Raw genomic sequence first — 11,886 nt, 5'->3', positions numbered from 1 at the left:
GGGAACGCGGGGATCCGGGGCGGTCCGGTCAGCGCGTGATCCCGGGTGGCGGTCAGTCGTGGTCGGGGGTGGTGCCGGGTGGCGGCGTCGGTCGTGGTCCGGGAGCCCGGCCGGTGAGGTAGCGCTGGAGCGCGGGGGCGACCCAGCCGGCCAGTTCGTCCGGCCCGGCGGCGACCAGCGCGTCCGCCCGGACGGCGTAGCGGGTGATGGCCAGGCCCACGAGCTGCCCCGCGGCCAGCGCGGCGCGCAGCTCGGGCCGGTCCACGCCGAGCCGCCGCGTGACCTCGCCCAGCATGTCGTCGGCCAGGAAGCTCCTGATCAGGGCCGCGGCGGGCTCGCTGGTCGCCGCCGAGCGCATCAGCCCCAGCAGCGGGCCGGGCCGCTCCACCTCGCCCAGCAGGCCCAGGACGTAGGTGACCAGCCGCTCGCCCAGCCTGCCCCGCGGGCCGTCCAGCAGCATGGCCACGGCCCGCTCCGGCTGGAACACGTCCGTCACGACCGCGCCGAACAGCTGCTCCTTGCTCCCGAAGAACCGCCGCACCAGGGCCGGGTCCACGCCCGCCGCGGCGGCCACCTGGCGCATGCTGGTGGCCTCGAAGCCGCCGGTGCTGAACGCCTCGGCCGCCGCCGCCAGGATCTCCTCCCGGGTGGTGGAGGCGCCCGGCCGCCGTCCTGTCCTGTTCATGGAGGTGAGGTTAGGCCCTGAAGCCTGCTCATGGAGGCGAGGTCATGGCCTGAAGCGCACCGGCCGGGCGACGGCCTCGCTCGCCCGGCTCACCACGACCTCGCCCCGGTGCGCGGCGGTCTGCTCGACGCCGAACCGCTCGCCGAGATCGCGCTGGAGCTCGGCCACCGTGGCCTCCGAGCGTACGGCCGCCTCCTCGTCGTCGTAGATCGTGATGGTGATCGCCGTGCCGTCGCCGGTGTCGACGGCGCTGTAGAGGACGGCGCCGACCTCCTGGGGGACACGGTCGGCGTACTCGTGGTCGACGGCCGAGACCATCGCCTCGACCGAGCCCGGCGCGGTGCTGTAGTGGCGGACGACTGCGTACATGGCATCTCCTGATCGCCAGAGGGCGGGTTCGTCTGACCCGACTCTAAAGTCCTCATGTGGGGACTTTCAAGTCCTCGGATGAGGACTTGTGGAGAGGAGGTGACGCCCGGCCCCCCCGGGCTGCGCGGAGACCCGTGCCCGGCTACGGCGCGTAGACGGGGGCGAGGTCGACGAAGATGCGGTAGTCGTAGATCAGACCGTCGGAGCCGGTGCGCCAGATCGACACGGCCGGGACGCCGACGTCCTTGCCGTCGAGCCGCCGGTAGGTGACCTCGGTCTCGGCGATGGTGTCGCCACCGGCCTCCCAGGTGCGCACGATGCGGTGCCGCAGGCCGCCGATGGTGGCGAAGAACGTCCGGAGCCCGGCGGCGATCGCCTCGCGGCCGACGGCCGGCTCGGCGTTGGCGAACACCAGCGTGGCGTCCTCGGACAGCAGCTTCACGAACTCGTCGGGGTCGAAGGAGTCCACTACCCGGAAGACGTGCCGTACCGCAGCGACGGACATGCCGATCACCCCTCACGTGATCAGGATCGTTGCTGGGGACGATACGGGAGCAGGTGCGGCGCGCAACTAGCAGAAAAGGGAGGATTCGGGGTGGACGGGCGGGGGTGTGGAGCCGATCCTGGTGAGGAGCACGGTCGTGATCACCGGTCGACTGAAGGAGCCCCCATGAAGTTCCGCACCCGGACCCGTCGTGCCGCCGCCGCGACCGGCGCGCTGCTCGCCGTGCTGGCGCTGGGCGCCTCCCCGGCGCGGGCCGACGGCGCGTCGGACCCGTGCTCCGACGCGACCGTGGTCCGCACGCCGCAGCTCGCCATGGTGCTGGCCGACGGCGAGTCGGGCACCAAGCGCCCGCTGTGACGGTGCCCGTGGTTCGGTAACCATCGAAGTTTGACAGCCATCGAACTTCCGTGCTGGAGTGGACCCCTGCGTTCCCCCTGTGACGGAAGGACTTGTGCGATGGCCAGGACGGTGGTGTTCCGCGAGCTCGGCGGGCCTGAGGTGCTGCGGCTGGAGGACGTGGAGGTGCGCGATCCCGGGCCCGGCGAGGTGCGCGTCCGGGTGGAGGCCATCGGGCTGAACCGGTCGGAGGTGCTGTTCCGCTCGGGCCTGTACATCGAGCCCGTGAAGCGGTTCCCCGCCACGCTGGGCACGGAGGCCGCCGGCGTCGTGGAGGCGGTCGGCGCCGGGGTGACCGGCCTGCGGCCCGGCCAGCCGGTCAGCACGGTGCAGACGTTCTCGATGAACGACTACGGCGTGTACGGCGAGAGCGTCGTCGTGCCCGCCGCGGCGGTGCTGCGCCGCCCGGAGGGGATCGGCGCGGTCGAGGGCGCCGCCGTGTGGATGTCGTACGTGACGGCCTACGGCGCCCTGATGGAGACCGGCGGGGTCCGGCCCGGTGACACGGTCGTGCTGAACGCGGCCTCCAGCAGCGTGGGCCTGGCCGCCATCCACGTCGCCGACCGCCTCGGCGCCACGCCGATCGCCCTGACCCGCACCGCCGCCAAGAAGGAGGCGCTGCTGAAGGAGGGCGCGGCGGAGGTGATCGTCACCGGGCCCGAGGAGGGCGTGAGCGGGGAGGACGTGGCGGAGCGGGTGCTGGCGGCCACCGGCGGCCGGGGCGCCGGGCTCGTCCTCGACGCCGTGGCGGGCCCCGGCGTGCGGGGCCTGATGAGGGCGGTCGCGAGCGGCGGCATGCTGCTGGTGTACGGGGCGCTGAGCGGGCAGCCGACGCCCTATCCGGGGATCGAGCTCGGCATGCCGGCGGTGGCCATGCGCACGTACACGATGCTGGAGACGACGAGAAGGCCCGAGCGGCTGCGCCGCGCGGAGGCGTTCGTGGCGTCCGGGCTGCGCTCGGGAGCCTTCAGAGCCGTCGTGGACCGCACCTTCGAGCTGGACGAGATCGCGGCGGCGCACCGCCACCTGGAGTCGAACGCGCAGATCGGCAAGATCGTCGTCACCGTCCCCTGACCCGTGCCGGCCGGCGAGGACGCCAGCTTTCGCATGCCGGAACGATGGTCTAGGGTTCGGAACATGTCCGAGCTGAACCCCGCGGACAAGCTCGTCGGCTCCGACCGCGTGCTGGCGGTGCTGGCCGAGCTGGCGCGCCATCCCGACGGCATCGGGCTGGAGGAGATGGCGCGGGCGGTGGCCAGCCCCAAGCCGACGGTGCACCGCGCGCTGGCCGCGCTGCGCCGCGCCGGCTTCGCCGCCCAGCACGGCCACGGCCGGTACGTCCTGGGCGACGAGTTCCTGCGGATGGCCTTCGCGCACCACGAGGCCCGGCCCGACCACGTCCGCGTCATGCCGGTGCTCAGGGCGCTGTGCGAGCGCCACGGCGAGACGGCCCACTACGCCGTGCTCGACGGGCACTCGGTCGTCTACCGGTCCAAGCTCGACCCGGCGACAGGCGCGGTGCGGCTCAGCTCGGTGGTGGGCGGGCGCAACCCGGCCCACTGCACGGCGGTCGGCAAGGTGCTCCTGGCCGACGCGCTCAGGACCGAGGACGAGGTCCGCGCCTGGGCGGGGGGCCGCGTGCTGGAACGGCCGACCGGGCAGTCGATCGGCACGGCGGGGGAACTGCACGCCGAGCTCGTACGCATCCGCGAGCAGGGCTACGCCACCGACGACCAGGAGAACGAGCCCGGCGTCAACTGCGTGGCCGTCGCCGCCTACCTGACCTCGCCCACCGTGCCCAGCGGCGCGATCAGCGTCAGCGGCCTGGCCTACCGCACCCCGCTGCGCAGGCTCGTCGAGGACGTGCCCGCCATCCGGGCCATCGCCTCGGGAGAGGACCTCCCGTGACGCGCACCGCCGGGCGGGCGTACGCGGCCTGCCCACGCCCTACCGGAACCCCTGCTGAGAGAGACCCCATGTACCTCATGCGCATCGGCGCGCCCGGCGCCGAGAAGCCGGTCGTCCGCGTGGACGACACCCACTACATCGACGTCTCCGACCTCACCCCCGACTTCGACGAGCGCTTCTTCGCCTCGGGAGGGGCCGCGACGCTGGCCGGGCGGGTGGCCACCGGCCGGCCCCAGGAGTTCGCCGGCGAGCGGATCGGCGCGCCGATCGCCCGGCCGCACCAGATCCTGTGCATCGGCCTCAACTACAGCGACCACGCCGCCGAGACCGGCCAGGCCGTGCCGGACGAGCCGATCCTGTTCACCAAGTCGCCCAACACGCTCGTCGGCCCGTACGACGACGTGCGCATCCCGCGCGGCTCGACCAAGACCGACTGGGAGGTGGAGCTGGGCATCGTCATCGGCCGCCGCACCTCCTACCTCGACTCGGCCGAGGAGGCCAGGGGCGCGATCGCCGGCTACTGCGTGGTCAACGACGTCAGCGAGCGCGCCTTCCAGATGGAGCGCGGCGGGCAGTGGAGCAAGGGCAAGTCGGCCGAGACGTTCAACCCCGCAGGGCCGTGGCTGGTCACCCCGGACGAGCTCGCCGACGTCAGGAACCTCGGCATGTGGCTGGACGTCAACGGCGTGCGCCGCCAGACCGGCACCACCAAGACGATGATCTTCGACCCGTACGTCATCGTGCACCACCTGAGCCAGTTCATGGTCCTGGAGCCCGGCGACCTGATCAACACCGGCACCCCGCCCGGCGTGGGCATGGGCCACGACCCCCAGATCTGGCTCCAGCCGGGCGACGTGATGGAGTTGGGGATCGAGGGCCTCGGCAGCCAGCGTCAGCAGGTCGTCGGCCCCCGCTGAGCCATCACCGCCGAAGGCCCTCGCCGCGGGCCCCTGGAGAAAGACCGGAGTGAGCATGAGTCTGACCGCACCCGACCCCGCCGTCCTGGCCGCGGTGGAGGCCGCCGTCCCGGGGATCGCCAGGGCGCGGGCGAGCGACCGGCTCGGCCTGGCTCACGACGCCTCCCACTACCTGCTCACCCCGCAGGCCGTGCTGGTGCCGGAGAGCGCGCAGCAGGTGGCGGCGCTGCTGCGGACGGGGCTGCCGCTGACGTTCCGCTCGGGCGGCACCAGCCTGAGCGGGCAGGGGGTCAGCGAGCACCTGCTCGTGGACACCCGGCGGCACTTCCGCGCCATCGAGGTGCTGGACGGCGGGGAGCGGGTGCGGGTGCAGCCCGGCGCGGTGCTGCGGCAGGTCAACGCCCGCCTCGCCCCGTACGGCCGCAAGCTCGGCCCCGACCCGGCCAGCGAGTCGGCGTGCACGATCGGCGGCGTCGTCGCCAACAACTCCAGCGGCATGACCTGCGGCACGCACGCCAACACGTATCAGACGCTGGAGTCGATGACGATCGTGCTGCCCAGCGGCACCGTCATCGACACCGGCGCCCCCGACGCCGACGAGCGGCTGCGCGCGCTGGAGCCCGCCCTGGCGGAGGGCCTGCTCAGGCTGCGCGACCGAGTCCGGGAGAATCCGGACTCGGTGCGGCGCGTCCAGGCCCAGTTCTCGCTGAAGAACACCATGGGCTACGGCCTGAACAGCCTGCTCGACCACGACACGCCCGCGCGGATCCTCGCCCACCTCGTCATCGGCAGCGAGGGCACGCTCGGCTTCGTCGCCGAGGCCGTCTTCCGCACGGTCCCCGCGCACCGGCTGGCCGCGACCGGCCTGCTCGTCTTCCCCACCCTGCGCCAGGCCATGGCCGCCATGCCCCGGCTGGTGGAGGCCGCCCCCGCCGCCGTCGAACTGCTGGACGCCGAGTCGCTGCGTGTCGCCCGCACCGACCCCAAGGCCGGCGACCTGCTGCGCACGCTCACCGTACGAGAGCACGCCGCCCTCCTGGTCGAGTGGCAGGAGTCCGAGGAGGACCTCCTCGCGGCGCGCGAGCTTGCGGCCGGGGAGCTGCTCCCCGAGCTGGAACTGGCCGTCCCCGCCGCGCTGAGCAGGGACACGGGCGGCCGGGCCGCGCTGTGGCACATCCGCAAGGGCCTGTACGCCTCGGTCGCCGGCGCCCGCCCCAGCGGCACCACCGCCCTGCTCGAGGACGTCGCCGTCCCCGTGCCCGCCCTGGCCGAGCTCTGCGACGAGCTGAACGCCCTGTTCGCCCGGCACCGCTACGATCGCAGCGTCATCTTCGGCCACGCCAAGGACGGCAACCTGCACTTCATGCTCAACGAGCGCTTCGACACCGAGCTGGAGCGCTACGCCGCCTTCACCGAGGACATGGTCGAGGCCGTCCTGTCCAGGGGCGGCACGCTCAAGGCCGAGCACGGCACCGGCCGCGTCATGGCCCCGTTCGTGCGCCGCCAGTACGGCGACGAGCTGTACGAGGTGATGCGCGAGATCAAGCGCCTGTGCGACCCGGACGGCACGCTCAACCCGGGCGTCGTGCTCACCGAGCGGGACGACGCCCACCTGCGCGACCTCAAGCACGTGGTCACCGTCGAGCCCGAGGTGGACCGGTGCGTGGAGTGCGGCTACTGCGAGCCCGTCTGCCCCAGCCGCGACCTGACCACCACCCCGCGCCAGCGCATCGTGCTGCGCCGCGAACTGGCCGCCGCTCACGAGGCGGGCGACCACGCCCTCGCCCGCGAGCTGGAGGCCGAGTACGGCTACGACGCCGTCGACACCTGCGCCGTGGACGGCATGTGCGCCACCGCCTGCCCCGTCGGCATCAACACCGGCGACCTGACCAAGCGCCTGCGCGCCGAACGCCACGGCCGCGCCGCGCGGCAGGGCTGGAAGAGCGCCGCCAGGCACTGGGACGGCGTCACCCGGGCGATGAACCTGGCCCTGGACACCGCCGCCGCGGCCCCGCCCGCGCTGCCCGAGGCCGCGAGCCGGGCCGCCCGCGGGATGGCCGAGGCCGTGCCGCAGTGGAGCCGCGACCTGCCGCGCGGCGGGATGCGCCGCCGCCCGCTGCCGAACGCCGAGGCCGACGCGGTCTACCTCCCCTCCTGCCTGAACACCATGTTCGCCCCCGCCGACGGCGGCCCCGGCGTGATGATCGCCTTCGCCCGGCTGGCCGGGCGCGCGGGCGTGCGGCTGCGCGTGCCGGAGGGCATCGGCGGGCTGTGCTGCGGCACGCCCTGGTCGTCCAAGGGCTACTCCGACGGCCACGAGGTGATGGCCGGCCGCGTCCGCGACGTGCTCCTCGAAGCGACGGACGGCGGCCGTGTCCCGGTGATCAGCGACGCCGCCTCCTGCACCGAGGGCTTCGGCCACCTCGGCCTGGAGGTGACGGACGCGGTCGCCTACACCGCCGAGCACCTCCTGCCCCGCCTGGCCGTCAAGCGCCGCCTGCCCTCCCTGGCCCTGCATCCCACCTGCTCCTCCACCCGCCTGGGCCTGGACACCGCCATCGACCGGATCGCCCGGGCGGTCGCCGAGGAGGTGACGGTGCCGCAGGGCTGGCAGTGCTGCGCGTTCGCCGGCGACCGCGGCCTGCTGCACCCCGAGCTGACCGCCTCGGCCACCCGGGCCGAGGCCGCCGGCGTGCGGGCCGGGAGCTTCGCCGCGCACGCCTCGGTCAACCGCACCTGCGAGCTGGGCATGACGCGCGCCACCGGCGAGCCGTACCACCACCTCCTCGAACTGCTCGACCGCGCCACCGCGCCCTGACCGGCGCCGGGCCGCCTTCCGGGGCCTGAGATCCGTACGGGCGGGCAGAGACCCACCATGCACGCCCTCGACATCCTGGCCGTCATCGCCCTCCTCGCCGGCATCCTCCTCGCGCTCACCCAGAAGGTGTGGCCGGTGGCGCTGCTGTGCCTGGGACTGTTCCTGGCCGTCCTCGCCGACGCCGGCGTGATCCCGGCGCAGGCCCCGTGACCGGGATGGCCGGGAGCACGGCACGTCATTAACCTGCCTCGACCATGGGCTGTCTATCGTGGATCTTGCCAAGCCCGGTCCGACGAGGTGGTGGAGCGCGATGCCGGAGACGAGCGAGATCGAGGCGCTGAAGCGGCGCATGGGGCGCGTGGGGGTCTGGAACGCCACCCTCAGCCGGGAGCCGGCCTCGTTCGAGCGGGAGGCCGCCGCGGAGATCGAGAGCCTGGGCTTCAAGACGTTGTGGGTCGGCGAGACGCCGAACGGCAAGGAGTCGCTGGCCCACGCGGCGATCCTGCTGGGCGCCACCAGCAGCCTCACGGTGGCGACCGGCATCGCCAGCATCTGGGCGCGCGACCCCGTCGCCGCCGCCAACGGCGCCAACGCGCTCGCGGAGGCGTACGAGAGCCGCTTCCTGCTCGGCCTCGGCGTCAGCCACGCGCCCGCGGTGACGGCACGCGGGCACGACTACCGCAAGCCGGTGTCGGCCATGCGCCACTACCTCGACGCCATGGACGCCTCCGAGTACGCCGGCCCGCTGGCGGAGTCCGCGCCCCGGGTGCTGGCCGCGCTGCGCCCGAAGATGCTGGAGCTGGCCGCCCAGCGGGCCAGCGGGGCGCATCCCTACTTCGTGCCCCCGGAGCACACCGCCCGCGCGCGAGCCGTGCTCGGCCCCGAGCCGCTGCTGGCGCCGGAGCAGACCGTCCTGCTGGAGACCGACCCGGACCGGGCGCGGCGCATCGCCCGCCAGTTCACCTCGCGCTACCTGGCGCTGCCGAACTACGCCAACAACCTGCGCGAGCTGGGCTGGAGCGACGAGGACCTGACCGAGGGCGGCAGCGACGCGCTGGTGGACGCCATCGTGGCGTGGGGCGATCCCGAGACCATCATCGAGCGGGCGCGCGCGCATCTCGACGCGGGCGCCGACCACGTCTGCATCCAGCCGCTCACCGGCAGCGCCGAGGAACTGCTGGAGCACCTGCGCATCCTGGCCCGCGCCGACATCATCGAGACCTGATCCCGCCGCCCGTGACGGTCCCGGCCTCGGCAAGGGCAGGAAAAGGATTGGAGCGGGCGCGCTACGGCCCGCGGCGGCGGGGAAGAGCTCAGGGAGCCGGGCCCGCCTCCGGCGCGCAGGGGCGGGGCGCTCCCCACCGGTAGCCGTCGCGGTCAACCGGGGGAGAGGCTTGTGCGAGTCGTCGTCGATCTGACGCGCTGCCAGGGTTACGGGCAGTGCGTGTTCCTCGCGCCGGACGTCTTCACCATGCACGACGAGGCGCTCCTGTACGACCTGCAGCCCGCCGACGAGCAGCGCCGGCACGTGCTCAGGGCGGCGGCGGCCTGCCCGGTCCAGGCCATCCACCTCGACAGGACGGCGCTGCCCATGCCGCCGCCCGGCCGGCAGCAGGCCGGGCCGCAGCCCCCGGCGACCGGCGCCGCGTCCAAGGACGGCCGGATCGTGATCGTGGGGGCCTCGCTGGCCGGGGCGCGGGCGGCCGAGGTGCTCAGGCGGGAGGGGTTCGCCGGGTCGCTGACCATGATCGGCGACGAGACGCGGGAGCCGTACGACCGGCCGCCCCTGTCCAAGCAGGTGCTCACCGGCCAGGTGCCGCCCGAGCACACGCTGCTGCCCCGCCTGCGCGAGGTGGAGGCCGAGCTGCTGTTCGGCACGCCGGCGACCGGGCTGGACGTGGCGGGCAAGCGCGTACGGCTGGCGGACGGCAGGGAGATCGGCTTCGACCGGGTCCTGCTGGCCACCGGCACCCGCGCCCGCCCGTGGCCCGACGCGGCCGAGGGCGCGCTCGAAGGCGTGCACACGCTGCGCGACGCGCGCGACGCCGCCGAGCTGCGGCAGTCGCTGGCCGCCGGCCCGCGCCGCGTGCTGATCCTCGGCGCCGGGTTCACCGGCAGCGAGATCGCCTCCGTCTGCCGGGAGCTGGACCTGCCGGTGACGGTCGTCGAGCGCGGCCCCGCCCCGCTCTACAACGCCATGGGCGGCGTCATCGGCGACGTGGCCGCGCAACTCCAGCGCGACCACGGCGTGGACCTGCGCTGCGGCACGACGGTCACGGCGCTGGAGTCGGACGGGAACGGGCGGCTGAGCGGGGCCCGGCTGTCGGACGGCAGCACGGTCGAGGCGGACGTGGCCGTGGTGGCGCTCGGCTCCGTGCGCAACGTGGAGTGGCTGCGGGACTCCGGGCTGGCCGCCGGGGTGTGGGGCGTGGCGTGCGACGCGGGCTGCCGGGCCGTGGACATCAACGGCCTGGTCACCGACGACGTCTTCGTGGCCGGCGACATCGCCCGCTTCCCGCACCCGCTGTACGAGTACCAGTTCATGAGCCTCGAACACTGGGGCAACGCGGTCGCCCAGGCCGAGATCGCCGCGCACAACATGGTGAGCGACCAGGCGCACCGCTGGCCGCACCTGTCGGTGCCGGTCTTCTGGTCCAGCCAGTTCGGCGTGAACATCAAGTCGGTCGGGGTGCCCACGTTCGCCGACCAGGTGGTCTTCGCCCAGGGCTCGCCGGAGCGGCGGCGGTTCGTCGCCGTCTACGGCTACCAGGGCCGGGTCACCGCGGCGGTCACCTTCGACCAGGCCATGTGGCTGGAGTTCTACCGGCACGAGATCGAGCGGGCGGCGCCGTTCCCGCCGGACTTCCGCCACGTCGGCGGCGGCGCGGACGGGCAGCCGGCGGCCGCGCGGGTCCCCGAGCGGCTGGTGGCCGCCGCGGGGGCGACGGTCGTGGTCACCGGCCACGACCCGGCGGAGCGCCGCGCCTCCCTGGTGCACCCGCACTGAACGGCAGGAGAAGAGCATGAACGTCCTGAAGCAGATCCTCGACCCGGCCGCCCGCGCCGACCCGTACCGGTTCTTCGGCGCGCTGCGCGAGAGCCCCGTGACGTTGCAGGACGACGGCTCGTACCTCGTCAGCACCTACCGGGAGATCGTCGCCCTGCTGCACGATCCGCGCATCAGCTCCGACCGCCGCAACCTCGACAGCGCCGCGCCCCACGACCCGGACCTCGACCCGTCCTTCATCGGCCTCGACCCGCCGGAGCACGACCGGCTGCGCCACCTGGCCATGCGGCACTTCGGCCCGCCGCACTCGCCGGGCACGGTCGAGCGGCTGCGCCCGAAGATGCTCGGCCTGACCACCTCGCTGATCGACGCGCTGGCCGGCAGGAACCGGGCCGACCTCGTGGACGAGGTGGCCTACCCGCTGCCGGTGGCGGTGATCTGCGCGCTGCTCGGCGTACCGGAGGAGGACGAGCCGCGCTTCCACGCGCTGGCGGACGAGGTCGTCGAGACGCTCGGGCCGGGGGAGGAGGACCGCGCGGAACGCGAGCGGGCGCGCAGGGCGGCGTCCATGGAGCTGTCGCGCTACCTGGCCGGGCTCGCCGAGGCGCGCGGCCGGGAGCCGCGGGACGACATGCTGTCGGGGCTCATGACCTACCGCGGCCCCGAGGGCGGCATGACGCAGGACGAGGTGGTGGCCACGTCGGTGCTGCTGCTGATCGCCGGCCACGAGACCACGATCAACCTCATCGCCAACGGCATGCTCACCTTCCTGCGCCGCCCCGAGCTGCTGGAACTGCTGCGCGAGGACCCCGATCTGATCATCCCCGCCGTCGAGGAGCTGCTGCGCTACGAGCCGCCGGTGCAGTTCGTCTCCTCCCGGGTGGCGCTGGACGACATCACGATCGCGGACACCACGATCCCGGCAGGAGCGCCCGTCGTGCTGGCCATGGCCGCGGGCAGCCGCGACCCCGGCCACGTGGCGCGGCCGGACGAGTTCGACCTCGACCGGCCGCGCAACGAGCACCTCGGTTTCGGAGGTGGCGTGCACTACTGCTTCGGCGCGCCGCTGGCCAGGACGGAGGCGCAGATCGTGCTGAACGAGCTGGTGCGCAGGCTGGACAATCCGCGGCTGGTCGCCGACCCGCCGCCCTACCGGCCGAGCGCCGTCCTGAGGGGCCCGCGGCACCTGGTGGTGGAGTACGACGGCGTCGCCCCCGCCTGACAGGCGGAACCGGTGCGCGAGGACCGTCGGTCCCAGAAGTTGTCATACGACTTATGGAG

General features: G+C 73.9%; 12 protein-coding genes. 9 read left to right on the top strand and 3 right to left on the bottom strand.

All coding sequences use genetic code 11. The features are described from left to right. Nucleotides 1-52 precede the first annotated feature (52 nt). The 3 genes from HD597_RS31040 to HD597_RS31030 form a co-directional block, all read right to left on the bottom strand. A complete protein-coding gene (locus HD597_RS31040; protein WP_253746591.1) occupies nt 53-685 on the bottom strand; it encodes a TetR/AcrR family transcriptional regulator in 633 nt (210 codons plus the stop codon). A gap of 42 nt (nt 686-727) precedes the next feature. Next, on the bottom strand, nt 728-1,054 hold the full coding sequence (locus HD597_RS31035) for a hypothetical protein (protein ID WP_253746589.1): 327 nt from the start codon (nt 1,052-1,054) through the stop codon (nt 728-730). A 142-nt stretch (nt 1,055-1,196) separates the two neighbouring features. After that, complete coding sequence (locus HD597_RS31030) at nt 1,197-1,559, bottom strand: nuclear transport factor 2 family protein (protein WP_253746587.1); 363 nt, start codon at nt 1,557-1,559, stop codon at nt 1,197-1,199. 165 nt (nt 1,560-1,724) lie between these two features. Between HD597_RS31030 and HD597_RS31025 the strand changes: the two genes are divergently transcribed. From HD597_RS31025 to HD597_RS30985, 9 genes are all read left to right on the top strand, one after another. Continuing rightward, nucleotides 1,725-1,916: a hypothetical protein gene (locus HD597_RS31025; protein ID WP_253746586.1), complete on the top strand. Its 192-nt coding sequence runs from the start codon at nt 1,725-1,727 to the stop codon at nt 1,914-1,916. A 99-nt stretch (nt 1,917-2,015) separates the two neighbouring features. Beyond that, a complete protein-coding gene (locus tag HD597_RS31020) occupies nt 2,016-3,029 on the top strand; it encodes a zinc-dependent alcohol dehydrogenase family protein (protein ID WP_253746585.1) in 1,014 nt (337 codons plus the stop codon). Between the two features lie 63 nt (nt 3,030-3,092). Next, nucleotides 3,093-3,863, top strand: a complete 771-nt coding sequence (locus HD597_RS31015; protein ID WP_253746583.1) for an IclR family transcriptional regulator — start codon at nt 3,093-3,095, stop codon at nt 3,861-3,863. A gap of 68 nt (nt 3,864-3,931) precedes the next feature. Next, the gene (locus HD597_RS31010; protein WP_253746582.1) at nt 3,932-4,780 is read left to right on the top strand and encodes a fumarylacetoacetate hydrolase family protein; all 849 of its coding nucleotides are present in this window, start codon (nt 3,932-3,934) and stop codon (nt 4,778-4,780) included. Between the two features lie 55 nt (nt 4,781-4,835). After that, nucleotides 4,836-7,598: an FAD-binding and (Fe-S)-binding domain-containing protein gene (locus HD597_RS31005; protein ID WP_253746581.1), complete on the top strand. Its 2,763-nt coding sequence runs from the start codon at nt 4,836-4,838 to the stop codon at nt 7,596-7,598. 57 nt (nt 7,599-7,655) lie between these two features. Then, nucleotides 7,656-7,808, top strand: coding sequence for a hypothetical protein (locus HD597_RS31000; RefSeq protein ID WP_253746579.1), 153 nt, complete (start codon nt 7,656-7,658; stop codon nt 7,806-7,808). 100 nt (nt 7,809-7,908) lie between these two features. Next, on the top strand, nt 7,909-8,823 hold the full coding sequence (locus HD597_RS30995) for an LLM class F420-dependent oxidoreductase (RefSeq protein WP_253746577.1): 915 nt from the start codon (nt 7,909-7,911) through the stop codon (nt 8,821-8,823). Nucleotides 8,824-8,994: 171 nt separating this feature from the next. Continuing rightward, on the top strand, nt 8,995-10,605 hold the full coding sequence (locus HD597_RS30990; RefSeq protein WP_253746576.1) for an FAD-dependent oxidoreductase: 1,611 nt from the start codon (nt 8,995-8,997) through the stop codon (nt 10,603-10,605). Between the two features lie 16 nt (nt 10,606-10,621). Then, nucleotides 10,622-11,827 (top strand): cytochrome P450, encoded by a 1,206-nt coding sequence (locus HD597_RS30985; RefSeq protein ID WP_253746574.1) that lies wholly within the window; start codon nt 10,622-10,624, stop codon nt 11,825-11,827. The last annotated feature ends 59 nt before the right edge of the window (nt 11,828-11,886 follow it).

Origin of the sequence: Nonomuraea thailandensis (assembly GCF_024172165.1) — a bacterium.
In the GTDB taxonomy this organism is placed as follows: Bacteria; Actinomycetota; Actinomycetes; order Streptosporangiales; family Streptosporangiaceae; genus Nonomuraea; species Nonomuraea thailandensis.
This window is presented reverse-complemented; position numbering and strand designations above follow the sequence as displayed.

What these genes read in the sequence shown, in the direction of transcription:
- HD597_RS31025 (WP_253746586.1), top strand. Translation starts at nt 1,725, where the DNA reads ATGAAGTTCCGCACCCGGACCCGTCGTGCCGCCGCCGCGACCGGCGCG.
- HD597_RS31005 (WP_253746581.1), top strand. Translation starts at nt 4,836, where the DNA reads ATGAGTCTGACCGCACCCGACCCCGCCGTCCTGGCCGCGGTGGAGGCC.
- HD597_RS31030 (WP_253746587.1), bottom strand. Translation starts at nt 1,559, where the DNA reads ATGTCCGTCGCTGCGGTACGGCACGTCTTCCGGGTAGTGGACTCCTTC.
- HD597_RS31000 (WP_253746579.1), top strand. Translation starts at nt 7,656, where the DNA reads ATGCACGCCCTCGACATCCTGGCCGTCATCGCCCTCCTCGCCGGCATC.
- HD597_RS31035 (WP_253746589.1), bottom strand. Translation starts at nt 1,054, where the DNA reads ATGTACGCAGTCGTCCGCCACTACAGCACCGCGCCGGGCTCGGTCGAG.
- HD597_RS31015 (WP_253746583.1), top strand. Translation starts at nt 3,093, where the DNA reads ATGTCCGAGCTGAACCCCGCGGACAAGCTCGTCGGCTCCGACCGCGTG.
- HD597_RS30995 (WP_253746577.1), top strand. Translation starts at nt 7,909, where the DNA reads ATGCCGGAGACGAGCGAGATCGAGGCGCTGAAGCGGCGCATGGGGCGC.
- HD597_RS30985 (WP_253746574.1), top strand. Translation starts at nt 10,622, where the DNA reads ATGAACGTCCTGAAGCAGATCCTCGACCCGGCCGCCCGCGCCGACCCG.
- HD597_RS31020 (WP_253746585.1), top strand. Translation starts at nt 2,016, where the DNA reads ATGGCCAGGACGGTGGTGTTCCGCGAGCTCGGCGGGCCTGAGGTGCTG.
- HD597_RS31010 (WP_253746582.1), top strand. Translation starts at nt 3,932, where the DNA reads ATGTACCTCATGCGCATCGGCGCGCCCGGCGCCGAGAAGCCGGTCGTC.
- HD597_RS31040 (WP_253746591.1), bottom strand. Translation starts at nt 685, where the DNA reads ATGAACAGGACAGGACGGCGGCCGGGCGCCTCCACCACCCGGGAGGAG.